This is a genomic window from Bacillus sp. PK6-025 (genome assembly GCF_056530265.1).
In genome coordinates this window covers 1,245,582-1,260,656 of record NZ_CP096509.1, presented here as the reverse complement: position 1 = coordinate 1,260,656, position 15,075 = coordinate 1,245,582, and the positions used below count along the sequence as shown (strand labels likewise).

The 15,075-nt window shown below is 47.8% G+C and carries 16 protein-coding genes; 3 read left to right on the top strand and 13 right to left on the bottom strand.

Annotated elements, in window-relative coordinates; translation table 11 throughout:
• Positions 1-111 precede the first annotated feature (111 nt).
• The 3 genes from M1D67_RS06355 to M1D67_RS06345 all read right to left on the bottom strand — a co-directional run bounded on the left by M1D67_RS06355 (position 112) and on the right by M1D67_RS06345 (position 3,184).
• A complete protein-coding gene (locus M1D67_RS06355) occupies positions 112-900 on the bottom strand; it encodes a DUF2268 domain-containing putative Zn-dependent protease (protein WP_219192763.1) in 789 nt (262 codons plus the stop codon).
• Between the two features lie 85 nt (positions 901-985).
• Positions 986-2,224 (bottom strand): beta-ketoacyl-ACP synthase II, encoded by a 1,239-nt coding sequence (fabF, locus tag M1D67_RS06350; RefSeq protein WP_003180590.1) that lies wholly within the window; start codon positions 2,222-2,224, stop codon positions 986-988.
• A gap of 21 nt (positions 2,225-2,245) precedes the next feature.
• Positions 2,246-3,184, bottom strand: a complete 939-nt coding sequence (locus M1D67_RS06345; protein WP_003180588.1) for a beta-ketoacyl-ACP synthase III — start codon at positions 3,182-3,184, stop codon at positions 2,246-2,248.
• Positions 3,185-3,352: 168 nt separating this feature from the next.
• Between M1D67_RS06345 and M1D67_RS06340 the strand changes: the two genes are divergently transcribed.
• Positions 3,353-3,595 carry a hypothetical protein gene (locus M1D67_RS06340; protein WP_003180586.1) on the top strand — a complete coding sequence of 81 codons (243 nt, stop codon included), beginning with the start codon at positions 3,353-3,355 and terminating at the stop codon, positions 3,593-3,595.
• Positions 3,596-3,647: 52 nt separating this feature from the next.
• Here the strand turns inward: M1D67_RS06340 and M1D67_RS06335 are convergent, their stop codons facing one another.
• The 4 genes from M1D67_RS06335 to M1D67_RS06320 all read right to left on the bottom strand — a co-directional run bounded on the left by M1D67_RS06335 (position 3,648) and on the right by M1D67_RS06320 (position 6,278).
• Entirely contained in the window at positions 3,648-3,833 is a 186-nt protein-coding gene (locus M1D67_RS06335) for a ComZ family protein (protein WP_219192765.1), read from the bottom strand.
• Between the two features lie 10 nt (positions 3,834-3,843).
• Positions 3,844-4,797 (bottom strand): BMP family ABC transporter substrate-binding protein, encoded by a 954-nt coding sequence (locus M1D67_RS06330; protein WP_020450927.1) that lies wholly within the window; start codon positions 4,795-4,797, stop codon positions 3,844-3,846.
• A gap of 85 nt (positions 4,798-4,882) precedes the next feature.
• A complete protein-coding gene (locus M1D67_RS06325; RefSeq protein ID WP_003180580.1) occupies positions 4,883-5,458 on the bottom strand; it encodes a hypothetical protein in 576 nt (191 codons plus the stop codon).
• 85 nt (positions 5,459-5,543) lie between these two features.
• Positions 5,544-6,278 (bottom strand): hypothetical protein, encoded by a 735-nt coding sequence (locus M1D67_RS06320; RefSeq protein ID WP_328031202.1) that lies wholly within the window; start codon positions 6,276-6,278, stop codon positions 5,544-5,546.
• Between the two features lie 231 nt (positions 6,279-6,509).
• Here M1D67_RS06320 and M1D67_RS06315 point away from each other — a divergent pair, with 231 nt between their 5' ends.
• The gene (locus tag M1D67_RS06315) at positions 6,510-6,704 is read left to right on the top strand and encodes a YjzD family protein (protein WP_009328851.1); all 195 of its coding nucleotides are present in this window, start codon (positions 6,510-6,512) and stop codon (positions 6,702-6,704) included.
• A gap of 63 nt (positions 6,705-6,767) precedes the next feature.
• On the opposite strand, the gene M1D67_RS06310 is transcribed toward M1D67_RS06315, so the two are convergent.
• Positions 6,768-6,947, bottom strand: coding sequence for a YjzC family protein (locus tag M1D67_RS06310; RefSeq protein ID WP_003180573.1), 180 nt, complete (start codon positions 6,945-6,947; stop codon positions 6,768-6,770).
• 181 nt (positions 6,948-7,128) lie between these two features.
• On the opposite strand from M1D67_RS06310, the gene M1D67_RS06305 reads away from it, so the two are divergent.
• Complete coding sequence (locus M1D67_RS06305; RefSeq protein WP_065643386.1) at positions 7,129-7,941, top strand: undecaprenyl-diphosphate phosphatase; 813 nt, start codon at positions 7,129-7,131, stop codon at positions 7,939-7,941.
• A gap of 37 nt (positions 7,942-7,978) precedes the next feature.
• Here the strand turns inward: M1D67_RS06305 and argF are convergent, their stop codons facing one another.
• The 5 genes from argF to argB form a co-directional block, all read right to left on the bottom strand.
• Positions 7,979-8,929, bottom strand: coding sequence for an ornithine carbamoyltransferase (gene argF, locus M1D67_RS06300; RefSeq protein ID WP_035338970.1), 951 nt, complete (start codon positions 8,927-8,929; stop codon positions 7,979-7,981).
• Complete coding sequence (locus tag M1D67_RS06295) at positions 8,917-12,006, bottom strand: carbamoyl phosphate synthase large subunit (RefSeq protein WP_479831677.1); 3,090 nt, start codon at positions 12,004-12,006, stop codon at positions 8,917-8,919. The genes argF and M1D67_RS06295 overlap by 13 nt, the downstream gene beginning before the upstream one ends.
• Positions 11,999-13,063 carry a carbamoyl phosphate synthase small subunit gene (locus tag M1D67_RS06290; RefSeq protein WP_283931634.1) on the bottom strand — a complete coding sequence of 355 codons (1,065 nt, stop codon included), beginning with the start codon at positions 13,061-13,063 and terminating at the stop codon, positions 11,999-12,001. Before M1D67_RS06290 ends, M1D67_RS06295 begins: the two co-directional genes overlap by 8 nt.
• 68 nt (positions 13,064-13,131) lie before the next feature.
• Positions 13,132-14,289: an acetylornithine transaminase gene (locus M1D67_RS06285; RefSeq protein WP_020450921.1), complete on the bottom strand. Its 1,158-nt coding sequence runs from the start codon at positions 14,287-14,289 to the stop codon at positions 13,132-13,134.
• Complete coding sequence (gene argB / locus M1D67_RS06280; RefSeq protein WP_020450920.1) at positions 14,286-15,062, bottom strand: acetylglutamate kinase; 777 nt, start codon at positions 15,060-15,062, stop codon at positions 14,286-14,288. Before argB ends, M1D67_RS06285 begins: the two co-directional genes overlap by 4 nt.
• Positions 15,063-15,075 lie beyond the last annotated feature (13 nt).

Below are 15,075 nucleotides of genomic sequence, written 5' to 3'. Positions count from 1 at the left end.
CTGAATTATCTTAAAATTTTATAGTTGTATATTATTACATAATCATTACAAAAGCAAGGAGTTTTTTGATTTTTTGTAATAATATTAATTTAATCCCATAATTTTAGTATTTTAAAGCGATAGCTTTATAAAGTCTTCTGACGGGAAGGATAAAACGTCGGCAACCTTCAAATTTCGAGCCGATAAATATTTTTTTACAATACTGTAACCGACAGCATATCCGACCATGTCGGGGTAATGCCCTTTTCCAAATAAAATATTGGAGAATAGTCGGCTATCATGTCGGCGCAGCTCGAAATGAGGCTTAACGAACCGGTCCTGAAAATGACGAAGCTGTTTTTCGGAGTAATATGACGTCCATACAGCTGTTTCGGCTTCCCCCAACCGTTCGAAAACGGCATATTCCGCGATGCCTTCGAGAATGATTGTATCAAGCAGCGTCATCTTTTTTTCTTCTTTCGGCATATTTTCTAACCGGCAAACGTGATTATATTCGTGCGTCATGATCGCAGAAATCGATGACCGGGGAAGATCGGCCGATAAAAACAAAAATAGTTTGTCGCTGAACGCAAGGCCTGATTTCGAGCCGAATTCGACGCGGATTTTGCGGTTTCTTTCATCGACCGGCAGGATGAAAATCGGAACATCCGGCCCATTCCATCTTTTGCAGAGCAGCTGTTCTTCCCGTCTGACATGCTGAAATACGCTGTTTTTCTTAAGCTGCTTCATCGTACGCTCGCCGTCCGTCCACGAACGGAACATGCCGTGGGTCTGCAGGTGGCTGACAATCGCCGCCGCATCCGCTTTTGAAGCGCCTTTAAAATACGGCAGGAGAAAGCTTGACAATTCCCGCACGGATGAAGCCTGTTCAAGCCATTCATACGTGCTTGCTATACTCATTTAGATCACACTCCTTTTTCATCTGTATGGTATGCACGCTAAAAAAAACGGCCACCATCTAAAATGGCAGCCGTTTATATTGCGGTTATTCATATTTTTTGAAAATCAGCGTTGCGTTGTGTCCGCCGAAACCGAGCGAGTTGCTGAGCACAACATTTACGTCCTGGCGACGGGCTTGATCCGGTACATAGTCCAGATCGCAATCTTCATCAGGCGTTTCGATATTGATTGTCGGAGGAATGATGCCTTCCTTAATGGCAAGGACGGAGAAAATCGCTTCGATGCCTCCGGCAGCCCCGAGCAAGTGCCCTGTCATCGATTTTGTCGAGCTGACGGCAAGCTTGTAGGCATGCTCTCCGAACACTTCTTTAATGGCGATCGTTTCAAATTTATCATTGTACGGCGTGCTTGTTCCGTGCGCATTGATATAATCAATGCTATCAGGAGACAGACCCGCATCTTTGATCGCTTCTTTCATGGCTCTGACGCCGCCTTCCCCATTTGGCGCAGGAGCCGTGATATGATAGGCGTCTCCCGTTGATCCGTAGCCGACCACTTCCGCGTAGATTGTCGCTCCGCGGTTTAACGCGTGCTCAAGCTCCTCAAGAACGACGATTCCCGCTCCTTCTCCCATGACGAAGCCGTCGCGGTTTTTGTCAAACGGGCGGCTTGCCGTTTTCGGATCCGGATTAGTGGAGAGCGCTTTATTGGCGGAAAAGCCGGCAAACGACATTCTTGTAAGCGGGGCTTCCGTTCCGCCGGAGATCATGACATCTGCATCGCCGCGCTGAATGACTTTAAAGGCGTCGCCGATTGAGTTCGTACCCGTCGCGCAAGCCGTCACCGTACAAGAGTTGACCCCTTTTGCACCGAGAGAAATCGAAATCTGGCCGGTCGCCATGTCAGGAATCATCATCGGTACAAAGAACGGGCTGACGCGCCGCGGTCCTTTTGTTAAAAATGTTTCGAACTGCTGTTCAAGCGTTTCAAGGCCGCCGATCCCAGAACCGACCCAGACGCCGACCCGGTCTGCGTTGCTCTCGTTAATGTCGAGCCCCGCGTCTTCCACGGCCATTTTCGCCGACACAACGGCATATTGTGTGAAGCGGTCCATTTTTCTCGCGTCTTTTTTATCCATGTAATCTTCTATCTTAAAATCTTTCAGTTCCGCGGCTACTTTAGCTGGATACTCGTCCGCGTTCACCCTTGTAATCGGGCCGATTCCGGAAACCCCGTTAACCGCGTTGTTCCAGCTCGTTTTGACGTCATTACCAAGAGGTGATAAAGCTCCTAATCCGGTAATGACTACTCTTTTACTATTCATAAGTTGCACCTCACCTTTCTTTTATCGGCCCCAGCGCATGGCGATGGCTCCCCATGTCAAACCTCCGCCGAAGCCGACCATCACAATGACGTCACCGTCTTTTATTTTACCAGCTTCAAGCTCTTCCACAAGAGAAATCGGAATAGAAGCAGCTGATGTGTTTCCGTATTTATGAACCGTTTTAGACATTTTTTCGACTGGAAGCTCCAAACGTTCGCGCGCCGCTTCCATGATCCGGATGTTGGCTTGATGCGGCACCAAAAAGTCGACATCCTCTTTGGATAATCCGGCTTTTTCAATGACATTCACACTGGATTCACCCATTTGGCGGACGGCAAACTTGAACACTTCTCTGCCATTCATGATTGTATGATCTTTTTCATCCAAGTACAAGTGCTTTCCGCCTCTGCCGTCTGCACCGAGCTCAAAAGACAAAATCCCTTTATCGTCGCTGACAGGCCCGACAACTGCGGCGCCCGCTCCGTCTCCGAACAGAACAGCGGTATTGCGGTCATCCCAGTCCGTAATGCCTGAAAGCTTTTCAACTCCGATGACAAGCACATGCTTATACGTTCCGGCTTCGATAAACTGTTTTCCAGTGACTAAACCGTACATAAAACCGGCGCACGCTGCGCTGATATCCATTGCACAGGCATTGAATGCACCGAGCTTTTCTTGAATCATGCAGGACACTGTCGGGAATGCCTGGTCAGGAGTAACGGTGGCGACGAGAATCATATCAAGATCTTCCGCCTCGATGTTTGCGTCTTCCATCGCTCTTCTAGCGGCGGCCACAGCCATGTCGGATGTTTTCTCATCTTCAGCTGCGATTCTTCTTTCTTCTATGCCTGTTCTTGTACGAATCCACTCGTCAGAAGTTTCAACCATTTTTTCCAAGTCGAAATTGGTCAGCACCTTTTCAGGGATGTACCGGCCGATTCCAATAATTCCAGCTTTCATAGGAAAGACTCCTTTATTCATGATTTTTTCCAACTAATGTTATGAGTTATTATTAGTATCTGGTACTAATCCTACCCTATTTTTTTTTAGTTGGCAATATATTCGTCTAATCTAGCAGACCAAAACATTCATATAGTAGTGATATATATGAAAAAGGAGGGTTGAAGAGTGGCGAACGACGATTTTTTCACAAAAATGATGTTTGGCGCAAACGCACCCGGCAGGCATGAAGAGACGGAGACGGATGCGGAAGCGGAAACCGCCGAAGACGCTGAAGTATCCCAGGAAGCCGATTATATGCACGTGTTGAATCAGGTTGGAGAAATTATGGATTCGCTCGATGAGCTGAAGCCTGTGTTTAAAGAAATCGGCTCAATGGTCAGCGCTTTGAAAAATAAGATTTCCATATAAAAAAGCCACTTCTTCTGAAAAGTGGCTTTTTAAGCGTTTGCGGGCGTTTCAGTCAGGCGTCTGAACCGGCTTCCGCTTTACCGAGCTCGTAAGCCTCGGCCATCACTTTCGTAAACAAGTTCATGAATGGCTCAAGCATTTCCGGGGAAAATTCGATTCCCGCTTTCTCCATCTCTGCTTTCGCTTCCGGAACGTATTTCATGGCAATTTGCAAAAATTCCATTGATTTTTCGTGCATCTTGATCACCTCAATGTTCGTTTGGCAGTTTGTTTGTTTTTTTGTATTCGTCAATCAGCCGATTCATCTTTTCTTGAAATGACTGATCGACAACAGGGCTGAATTCTCCCATTTCGATGACGCCGTCTTGAATGTCAAATGAGCGCTTGCCGCCTTTAAGCGTTCCTTTATTAAACTCGTCGGCGGTGAGTTCATAAGCGTCGTCTACATGCTGTATGGTGCTTGTCAAAACGACATTCTCACCCAATTCCGACTGGTCGCTTACATATCCGATAGCGTACAGCCCGTCCTTTTTGATTTGTTCAATGACAGGGACATTATACCCGTCTCCGGCCGGATACACAACATCCGCGCCTGCCTTCTTCATTTTTTCATACAGTTTGACGGCATTTTCGCTGTCGTCCCACTGGCCGACATATTCTGTCATCACCTCAATGTCCGGATCGAGGTATTTAGCCCCTTCGGAAAATCCTTCTACTTCAGGCTGCCATTTATACGTTGCGAGCACGCCGATTTTCTTTGTTTTTGACTGATGGGCCGCCGTCATTCCGCCGAAGAACCCCATCGCTTCTCCTTCAAGCGATATGCTTGTCACATTTGGGTGATCGGCTTTCGAGTTCATTAAAACAAAATGAATATCAGGATAATCTTTGCATATCTCATTAAAGGCTTTTTCATATTCGCTTCCGTGCCCGTAGATGAGGTTGACGCCTTTTTTGTGAAAATCTTCTACAGCCATTTTAATGGCAGCGTCATTATCGATTCCCTCTTTATAATAGACGTCGACATTGTAGACGGATTGTATTCTTAATAATCCTTTATATCCTTTGGTTCCCCATACTTGGTCATTTATCGTATCAGGGACAAGCAAACCGACTTTTTCAATTTTCCCTTTCAGCGGCGATTGTCCGCAGCCGCTTAGCGCCAGGAGAATGAAAAAAATCGCGACAAGCCTGTACACCATGCCATGTTCAACTCCCTTTCGAAAAAACAGCAATTCAAATCTATCTTTATTGTATCCTTTCAAGTGTAAATTAGGAAGATCTTTCTTATTTTTTGTCGAAAAATGTAGACATTTGTCTGATCCATTCTTCAATGATCTCATCGGCTTTATCGTATGGCGTCTTCTGTACAAACTGCAAATCTGAAAAATCTTTTTCAACAGCACAGGCAGCGGCTTGTGCTGCCGCGTCGTTCACAAAAAGCGCTCCGTCCCTGTTTTGTTTATCCTCTGCCCTGACGTCCCACGGACCGAACAGATCCGGAAGCACGATCAGTTCAACACCCTTTTCCTCCATGCCGGCGCGTAAATCCTCTTCGAATTGTTCCTGGTAGACAAACAGAATAACAGGCTTGTTTTCAACGCCTGCAGCCAGCGCTTCTTCCGGCACTGAGCCTGTGTATTGGATGAAGACTTGTTCGTACGGGGCTTCAAGCTCTTTTTCGATGAGACGGAAATGCTCGTTTCTTCCCAGCCACATCAGCCGCTCTTCGAGATACATCAGCTTTTTTTCGTCGCTTGTCTGTTCCAGCTTTACATCTATGTCAACACCCTCTTCAAGTAGATGTTCACAAAATGAAAGGCCGAAGAACTCATCTGCTCCATATACAAGTGCCGGCTTCATTCGATGGACCACCTTTCGTTTCAGCTTTTTTAACCAAGCAAAAAACAGCCCTTTCATCATTTTCGGGCTGCTATTATTCTATTCTCTATAAGACTTTTTCATGCGTTTTGAAAAAGTTCGCGATTGCTGAATGAATGCGCTGAGGATGTTCGGTCAGGTGCAGGGTAAGCCCTACGCTGTGACGGCCTTTAAGCTGGCGCTCCTCAAACGTTTTGGCATGGATCATATACGGATACGGTGAGCCGTTCAGTCTTTGCCAAATATGAACGGGTACGAGATTGTGATAAGGGGATATGCTTTTGAACGGATAATCGGCTGCCTCCCGCTCCGTAATTCCGTAGCTTTCGGCAATTTCTTTAATAAACTGTTTGTAGAAAAACTTGTTTTCTTTTTCTCGTTTATGATGAGCCTGAAGATCGAGGCAAGGATTAACCATCGCTGCAGAACGTATTTGGTTCGGGATCGAGCGAAGGAGCTCATCTGCAATGAGGGCCCCTGTGCCTTCCGCCAATAGATGAATTTTTTCATTTAAAATCTCTTGTTTGAACACGTAATGAATCAGCTGTTTGGCGTATGCAACCGCTTTTTCGGAGCCCCAGTGCCTGCCGAACAAATTGCTGTTTACCAGGGTATAGCCTTTGTTTCTCAGGCTCGTTAGAAGCTGATTTCTTCCGTAATGCTGAAGCCAGAAGCTCGAATCTTCCCCGACAAAATGGTTCCGGTCGCCGAAAATGAACACCAGAAAACCGTTCGGCTTGTACGGAAGATGAACCACGTTCCATTCTGAATCCATTTGAAAAAAACGTTCGGTTATTTTCATCACTTGCCTGCCTCCTTCCTGCCGTAATCTGCTCATTATTTTATGTCGTACGTGCAGCAAACGAATAAGGAAAAGTCCCAGTCTTCATGATGAAAAGTAAACTTTAATGAAATACCCTTTCTGATATTTCTGAAAACAGAGTTGAAAGCCCTGTCTTGTTCACTAAAATGTCTTTTCCAGCTGGCTATGTATATGGTATGATAAGTTTTAGAATTGAATGAGAAGGACGAGGTGGGAAACGTGCGATTTGTGGTCGCTTTTTTCTGGACATTTCTTTTGACGCAGATGGCCTGCTATATTGTCGGCGCCATGAACGGTGCTGGGTATGACCTTCAAACCAGTGTCATTATGGGCTTTATCATCACCGCAGCCGTTATTGTTCTTGGAGAAATTATGCCTGTTAAACAGGATGCAAGTCAACATTAAAACCCCGGCTTTTGAAAGCGGGGTTTTTTGCTTTAGACAGACAGCCGTCCGACGGCTGTTTTTTTAAGGCTTTCTTTTATATGTCCAGAGCCGGTTATGGTTGGAGGTTTCAGGGAAGAACTCGCCGGCGCTCAATTTGATTTGTTGAGGGTTCTGAACCATGCTTCCCGTTTCGCCGATCTCCACATACACTCCATTATTGGGCGCTTTTTGGCCCGGCCGGAATTGACGCTGCTGTCCCATTTGCTTCACTCCCTTTTATTATTAGATTGCCCCACTCTCCCAAAAAACATGTCGATTTTATCTTTACATCTGTTTGCTTTGTATAGTTTAATGAGAAAAGTGTTCCGAAAATTAAAACGAACCGCCCGTTCATTCCGTCTTTTAAAAGGGCGTCACAACTTGTGGGAAACGGAGGAGTATCATGGATTTTTTAATGTTGATCAAGTATATCCTTTTAGGGTTGCTTCAGGGATTCACAGAGCCGATTCCTGTTTCTTCAAGCGGCCACTTGGTGCTGGCACAGCACTTTTTAGGCTTGAACATTGAAGGCTTCAGTTTTGAGCTTTTGATGAATGCCGGTTCTTTAATTGCCGTATTGCTCGTCTATAAAAACGATATTTTCAGGCTGGCGGTAAACGGACTGTCTTATGTCACATCAAAAAATGAAAAAGGAAAAGCGGACTTCAGGTTTATCATCTATCTGATCATCGCCACGATTCCTGCCGGTGTCATCGGTGTTTTATTTGATGATGAGATTTCGGCTTTCTTTAAAGACGGCGTCCGGATCACCGCGGTTACTTTGCTGATCACGGGTCTGGCATTGTTTCTCATTCGCAATTTGCGCGGCCGCAAAAACGACGGCGAAATCAGACTGAGAGACGCCGTGATCATCGGCTTGTCGCAAATGGTTGCACTTGTTCCCGGCATCAGCCGTTCGGGAGCGACGATCGTCCCTGCGATGGCGCTCGGCCTCAAATCTGAAACCGCGCTCAGGTTTTCATTTTTACTGTACATACCGGTCAGTCTTGGCGGGACCATTTTAAGTATTACCGATATTTTTCATGATCCGCGTTTAGGGGAGCTTTTCCTTCCTTATTTGTTTGCGTTCATCGCATCGATTATCGCTACATACTTTTCATTGCGCTGGTTCATGAATATTATGGCGAAAGGAAACTTGGTTTATTTCTCGATTTACTGCTTTGTCATCGGCATCGCCGTTTTGATATTCGCCTAAAAAAACAGCTGATCAATTGTGATCAGCTGTTTTTTATTTAAGATAACAGTGCTTTTAATAAAGCTTTTTGGACGTGCAGGCGGTTTTCAGCCTGCTGGAATACCGCTGAATTCGGGCCGTCGATGATCTCTGCGGTGACCTCTTCTTCCCTGTGGGCAGGAAGGCAGTGCAGAAAGACGTAATCCGGTTTGGCATGGGAGACAAGCGCTCTGTTGACCTGATAAGGAGCAAAGATATTCATCCGTTCTTCGGCTTCTTTCTCTTGGCCCATGCTTGTAAACACATCAGAATAGATGACATCCGCTTGTTGAACGGCTGACACGGGGTCATTTGAGATTGTGACGGCCGCTCCGGACTCTTCGGCGAATCCCTCGGCCAGTCTTACCACTTCCTGATTCGGCTCATACCCTTCAGGCGAAGCGACCGTGATGTCGCATCCCACTTTCGCACAGCCGATTAACAGCGAATGCGCGACATTGTTTCCGTCTCCAACATAAACGGCTTTCAGCCCTTTTAATGTTCCTTTCGTCTCTTGAATCGTCAAGAGGTCACTAAGCGCCTGACACGGATGGAAAAGATCGGTCAATCCGTTGATCACGGGAATCTCGGCGTGCTTGGCAAGCTCTTCGACTTTTTCGTGTTCGAATGTGCGGATCATAATCGCGTCGACATAACCCGAAAGCACTTTCGCGGTATCTGCGATCGTTTCCCCTCTGCCCAACTGCATGTCTTTACTGCTTAAAAACAGGGCGTTTCCGCCGAGCTGCGCCATTCCGGCTTCAAACGATACGCGCGTTCTCGTCGACGACTTTTCAAAGATCATCGCCAATGTTTTTCCTTTAAAGATGTCTTGAATTTTATTTTGCTTCATCGCTGCTGCCTCTTTCAGCAAATAAACGATCTCTTCTTTTGAAAAGTCTTTCAGGCTTAAAAAATCCTTACCCGTCAGATTGATTTCCCGGGTCGCCCCGATGTTTACAGTAGACATGTCTCCACTTCCTTTTTATATAAATCTTTAAGCGACACGGCTTTAGTCGTTCCATGCCCGCTCGTCAAAAATGCCCGCACCGTCTCTTCCTCTGTCATCACCGCCACACCGTGGGTGACGGCTTCCATTCGCTGCTTGCTCGCCTCTTTTGATTCGGCTAAATGGATGTGCAGCGCTTTGTCTTTCCGTTTGATCCAGCCTGGAAAATCGTCCGACTGTACGGTGAAACCCGCCTGTTCTGCGAGAGAACGAAGCTTGCCGGCCCCTTCCATGTAAATGCAGCCTTTCGTTTGCCAGATTCCCGCAAAGATTTTCTTCAGGGCGCTTTCCGGATTGAAGCCGACATACATGCCTTCTCCGGTCGATTTCATTTCCGGTCCAAGCTTCAAATCGACATCCTGGATAGCGTGCGATGAAAAGACCGGAAACTTCACGGCAACGCCGCGTGAGTTTTTGGCGGCAGGGTTCAACTCTTTGAGTGACGAACCGGCCAACAGCTGCGCCGCAAGCGGGATCATCGGAACCCCCATCACCTTGCTGACAACCGGAACCGTCCGGCTCGCCCTCGGATTGACTTCAAGGATGAGCAGTTCATCCGCGTCCGCTATAAATTGAATGTTCATAATACCTTTAAATCCGAGCTTGCGGACGATTTTTGCGGCAGCATCCCGCGCGGCGCTTTTCATCTCCGGAGTGACCGAAGGCCCCGGCAAAATCGCGTAGCTGTCACCTGAATGCACGCCCGCTTTTTCAATATGCTCGATATAAGTCGGGATGTAGAGATCGTCGCCATCGCTGACAAGGTCGATTTCAAACTCTTTTCCCGATACGTATTGATCGATCAGAATCGGGTAAGGCATTTGCGACGCTCCGCCCAGCAGCTCTCTGAGCTCCGCTTCGGAGTGAACGATCATCATGCCCATGCCGCCGATCACATATGACGGCCTGATCAGCACAGGATAGCCGATTTCGTTTGCTTTCTGCACCGCTTCCGCTTTTGATGAAGCCGTTTCTCCTTTAGCATGAGAAATGCCGAGCTCGTCAAGAAGCTGATAAAATTGATCACGGTCTTCAAGTATGTCAAGGGTTTCCGATGATGTCCCAAGCAGGGTGATGCCCGCTTTTTCAATCGCTTCAGCCACATTGATGGCGGATTGGCCGCCGAATTGAACAATCGCAAAATCGATATCTTCCGCTTCAGCGACATTGAGAATATGCTCGGGTGTAATCGGTTCAAAGTACAGGCGGTCTGCCATTTCATAATCCGTGCTGACGGTTTCCGGGTTGTTGTTCAGCATGATCGTTTCAAACCCGAGGTTTTTCAGCGTCATGACGCCGTGCACGGCACTGTAGTCAAACTCGACTCCCTGGCCGATCCGTATCGGGCCGGAACCGATGATCAGTGCGCGCTTTTTCGTTTTTTGAGAGATGTCTCCGTCGCTTTTCCCAAAATACGTCGAGTAAAAATAGTTTGTCTTCGCATCAAATTCAGCTGCGCATGTATCGACGATTTTAAAGGATGCGGCAATGCCCATTTTCTTGCGGAACGCGCGCACTTCTTCTTCCGTCTTTCCGGTGAGGGAAGCGATCGTAAAGTCGGTAAATCCCTTTTCTTTTACCTTTTTCAAAAGGCTGACGGACAGCGCGTCTCCCTGTTCCATCAACATGTTTTCCAGCTGAATGATGTTAGAAAACACATGAAGGAAATAGTTATCGATTTTCGTTTTCTCGTGTATCTCGCTAATGGAAGCCCCCCTGCTCAGCAGCTCCATGACCGCAAAGAAACGGCGGTCATCAGGAGACTCAAGCAGCTTCCACAACACTTCTGAAGATACGCCGCCAAGTTCGGGCAAATGGGTTCCTGACGTTTTCAGCTCAAGGGATGCGACCGCTTTTTGCAGGGCCGCTTCAAGATTGCGGTCAATCGCCATGACTTCTCCCGTCGCTTTCATTTTCGTGCCGAGCTTACGGTCGGCTTGTTTGAATTTGTCGAACGGCCAGCGCGGAAATTTGACGACGACATAGTCAAGCGCAGGCTCGAAGCTGGCGTATGTCGAATCTGTGAGCGGATTTTTCAGCTCGGCAAGCGTGTAGCCGACAGCCAGTTTAGCCGCCATTTTTGCGATCGGATAGCCGGTCGCTTTTGAGGCGAGCGCCGATGAACGGCTTACTCTCGGATTCACCTCGATGACATAATAATTTTTGCTTTCCGGGTCCAGGGCGAATTGAATGTTGCAGCCGCCGACGACATCGAGCGCGGAAATGATCTTTAAGCTGGCAGAACGAAGCATTTGATAATCCGCATCCGTTAATGTCTGCGACGGGGCGACAACGATCGAATCCCCCGTATGGACGCCGACCGGATCGATGTTTTCCATATTGCAGACGGTAATGCATGTATTGTTTCTGTCACGCATGACTTCGTATTCGATTTCTTTAAAACCGGCAATGCTTTTTTCGACAAGACATTGGTGAATCGGGCTTGCGAGGAGGGCGCTTTCGATTAAAGGCAGGAACTCCTCTTTCGTCGCCGCGATGCCGCCTCCTTTTCCGCCCAATGTATAGGCCGGCCGCACGATAATCGGAAAACCGATTGAGAGCGCAAAACGAAGCGCATCATCTTGATTGTCAACAATTTCTGAATCCGGCACAGGCTCGTTCAGCTCCTTCATCAAGGCGCGGAACTTTTCCCTGTCTTCGCCCTTTTCGATCGTATCAACAGATGTTCCAAGCAGCTTTACCCCGTATGTTTTAAGAATGCCGGCCTTTTCGAGCTCAACCGCCAAATTCAGCGCTGTCTGTCCGCCCAGATTGGCGAGCAGTCCGTCCGGTTTTTCACGCTTGATGATTTGTGTGAGGCTTTCCACTGTCAAGGGCTCAAAATAGATTTCATCTGCAAAAGATTCATCGGTCATGATGGTCGCCGGGTTGCTGTTGACAAGAATCACCCGGTAGCCTTCGCTTTTCAGCGCCATGCAGCCCTGGGTTCCGGAGTAGTCGAATTCAGCGGCCTGCCCGATGATAATCGGCCCCGACCCGATAACGAGAATGCTTTTGATGGTTTGATCTTTAGGCATGGGCGATCTCTCTCCTTGCTTCGTTCAATTTCTGCAAATATTCGCCGAATATCCACTCGCTTTCAGCCGGTCCCGGATGGGCTTCCGGATGAAACTGAACGGATATGACAGGCAGTGTTTTATGCATCAGCCCTTCTACTGAACCGTCGTTGACATGATAAAACCTGACGGAAAATTCATTTTCGCTGATGGTGTCCCGATCGACGACATAGCTGTGGTTTTGGCTTGTCATGAACACGCGTCCGGTCTCTTTGTCCATGACCGGATGATTGGCTCCCCTGTGGCCGAACGGAAGCTTATACGTGTCGCTTCCGAATGCGAGCGCGATCAGCTGGTGCCCGAGACAGATGCCGAGAGTCGGATAGGAAGAGATGATATCCCGGAGTGAATCCATATATGGAAGGATCGCTTTCGGATCGCCCGGCCCGTTTGAAAGGACGATCCCGTCCGGATTCAGCTTTGAAATGCCGCCCATCTCTTGATAGGGAACGACCGTTACTTTGCAGCCCCGGTTTGCAAGCGATGAAGCGATCGACTTTTTATAGCCGAAATCGATCACCGCAATATGCGTATTGCCTTCCCTAAAGGCGCCGTTTTCGTTTTGTCCGGCAACCTGTGCCGCATAGTTTTCCAGCTGGCGCGGAGCCGGAATGCCGTCCTTTTGTTTCGTCAGTCTGGCATTCAGCGTCCCCTTTGCCCTGATATGCTGAACAACCGCTCTTGTGTCCACGTGCGATAAAAGCGGAACATCCCACTTCGCCAAGTATTCCCGAAGGCTTTCTGTCGCCTGATGATGGGAAAACCTGTCGCACGCTTCATAGACGACAACCCCTTTCACCTGAGGCCGTTTGCTTTCATCATCGCTTTCGTTTATTCCGTAGTTGCCAATCAGCGGGTACGTAAAGACAATAATCTGGCCTTTATAAGAAGGGTCTGTCAAAACCTCCTGATAGCCGGTCATGCCCGTAAAAAAGACGACTTCACCGGTGCAGCCGTCAAGACCGTCCAGTTCACCGCTGAAGGATGTACCATCTTCAAGAACTAAATATCCTTCCATCTTATGCCCACCTTTGATGAATAAATAATGATATTCATGAATTTTTATACTTACATATCGAAAAAAAATTACTGTTTTACAGCTGAATGATCTGCCATGACAGCTTTCAGTTTTTCCACGGCCGCTTTGATTTCACTTTTCGCAACCGTTAATGGCGGCAGAAGTCTGATGACGTTCGGACCCGCGGGAAGAACGAGCAAACCTTCCTTTTGAAGCGCTTCGATCAGCGGCTGTACAGGTTCCTTGCACTCGATTCCGGCGATCAGCCCTTTCCCGCGGATATCTTTTACAAGCGGAAATTGAAGCTTTTCTTTCAGCTGTTGATGCAAAAATGCTCCTTTGGCGCTCACTTCTTCAAGAAAGCTGCTTTCAAAAATGGTCTCCAACGTGGCGTTTGCCGCAGCCATCGCCAGCATGTTCCCTCCGAATGTCGAGCCGTGGGAACCCGGAGAGAACGCTTCTGAAAGCTCTTTTTTCCCGATCACGGCTCCGACCGGAAAACCGCTGCCCAGTCCTTTCGCGACGGTGATGATATCAGGTGACAGCCCTTCGTATTCATATCCGAAAGCTTTACCGGTGCGTCCAATTCCTGTTTGAACTTCGTCGACGATAAGGAGAGCCTGCTTATCGCGGCAAAAATCTTGAACGCTCTGCAGAAATTCCCTGCTCGCAGGGATGACGCCGCCTTCGCCTTGAATCGGCTCGAGCATCACTGCCGCGATATCTTTTTCATCCTGCAATTCGGCAAATGCTTTCGGCTCGTTGTAAGGTAAGTAGTGGAATCCTTCAAGCATCGGTCCGAATCCGAGCTTGATCTTTTCCTGTCCGGTTGCGGCCATTCCCGCATACGTGCGTCCGTGGAACGATTGCTGAAACGTTATGATTTTTGTTTTTTGCGTATGTTTTCGTGCGAGCTTCACCGCCCCTTCATTCGCTTCTGCCCCGCTGTTGCAAAAGAAGACGAGATCGCCTGCACTGTTTTTGGCAAGAAGCTGTGCAACCTTTTCTTGAAGCTCATTTTGAAACAGATTGGAAACATGCCAGACATCATCAAGCTGTTTTTTGACAGCAGCTGTCACTGAATCGGGGCAATGCCCGAGATTGCAGACCGCGATTCCCTGGACGAAATCAAGATAAGCGTTCCCCTTCTCATCCTGAACGATCGTGCCTTTCGCTTTTTTAATATTGATATTCCAGCGGCTGTACGTCTGAAATAAATGACTCACGATACGGCCTCCTTTTGTTTAATGATTTTCGTGCCGATGAAATCGTCTTTCGTGAGGAAAGATCCTTTTCCGCTCACGATCATCACTTCATCCACTTCATCTGTGAGGGCTTCTTTTGCAGAATGCACTTTTGGTATCATGCCTCCCGAGATCACGCCTTCAGCAATCAGGCTTTCGATGTCTGCCGGCGTCAGCTCTTTCAGCATTTCTTCGTTTTTCATAATCCCTTTAACGTCTGTCACAAACATTAATTTGTCAGCGTGCAAGGCTGCCGCAACAGCCGACGCCGCCAAATCGGCGTTCACATTCAAAGTCTCACAGCCATCCGTCATCGAGAGGGGGGCGATAACCGGAATAAAGCCTTTTTCCATGAGCGCTTCGGCCATTCGGCCGTTTACTTTTTTAATGCGCCCGACCTGACCGTATTCTTTTTCATTTAAATAGTCGGCAAGGAGCAGTCCCCCGTCTTTTCCTGATACTCCGACAGCCGGAAGGCCGTGCTTTGTCAGCTCGGCAACGAAAAATTTGTTGATCGAACCGGATAAGACCATTTCAGCGACTTCAAGAACCGCTTTTGTCGTCTTACGCTGTCCGTTGACGAATTCGCTTCGAATATTGAGTTTCTTCAGCATCTTTGTAATATCAGGCCCGCCCCCGTGGACGAGTGCGATTTTCCAGCCGCTTTCGGTCAGCTCTTTCAGATTTTGAAAAAATTCGTCCGATAGTTCGCGGATGACGCTTCCGCCGCATTTAAAAACGATTGTTTTATCCATTGTGATCCCCTTT

Bases quoted from the DNA above. Each gene is read 5' to 3' on its own strand.
- M1D67_RS06305 (WP_065643386.1), top strand. From the start codon at position 7,129: ATGGATTTTTTAATGTTGATCAAGTATATCCTTTTAGGGTTGCTTCAG.
- argF (WP_035338970.1), bottom strand. From the start codon at position 8,929: ATGTCTACTGTAAACATCGGGGCGACCCGGGAAATCAATCTGACGGGT.
- M1D67_RS06355 (WP_219192763.1), bottom strand. From the start codon at position 900: ATGAGTATAGCAAGCACGTATGAATGGCTTGAACAGGCTTCATCCGTG.
- M1D67_RS06330 (WP_020450927.1), bottom strand. From the start codon at position 4,797: ATGGTGTACAGGCTTGTCGCGATTTTTTTCATTCTCCTGGCGCTAAGC.
- M1D67_RS06290 (WP_283931634.1), bottom strand. From the start codon at position 13,063: ATGGAAGGATATTTAGTTCTTGAAGATGGTACATCCTTCAGCGGTGAA.
- M1D67_RS06345 (WP_003180588.1), bottom strand. From the start codon at position 3,184: ATGAAAGCTGGAATTATTGGAATCGGCCGGTACATCCCTGAAAAGGTG.
- M1D67_RS06335 (WP_219192765.1), bottom strand. From the start codon at position 3,833: ATGCACGAAAAATCAATGGAATTTTTGCAAATTGCCATGAAATACGTT.
- M1D67_RS06310 (WP_003180573.1), bottom strand. From the start codon at position 6,947: ATGGGACAGCAGCGTCAATTCCGGCCGGGCCAAAAAGCGCCCAATAAT.
- M1D67_RS06325 (WP_003180580.1), bottom strand. From the start codon at position 5,458: ATGAAGCCGGCACTTGTATATGGAGCAGATGAGTTCTTCGGCCTTTCA.
- M1D67_RS06295 (WP_479831677.1), bottom strand. From the start codon at position 12,006: ATGCCTAAAGATCAAACCATCAAAAGCATTCTCGTTATCGGGTCGGGG.
- argB (WP_020450920.1), bottom strand. From the start codon at position 15,062: ATGGATAAAACAATCGTTTTTAAATGCGGCGGAAGCGTCATCCGCGAA.
- M1D67_RS06320 (WP_328031202.1), bottom strand. From the start codon at position 6,278: ATGAAAATAACCGAACGTTTTTTTCAAATGGATTCAGAATGGAACGTG.
- fabF (WP_003180590.1), bottom strand. From the start codon at position 2,224: ATGAATAGTAAAAGAGTAGTCATTACCGGATTAGGAGCTTTATCACCT.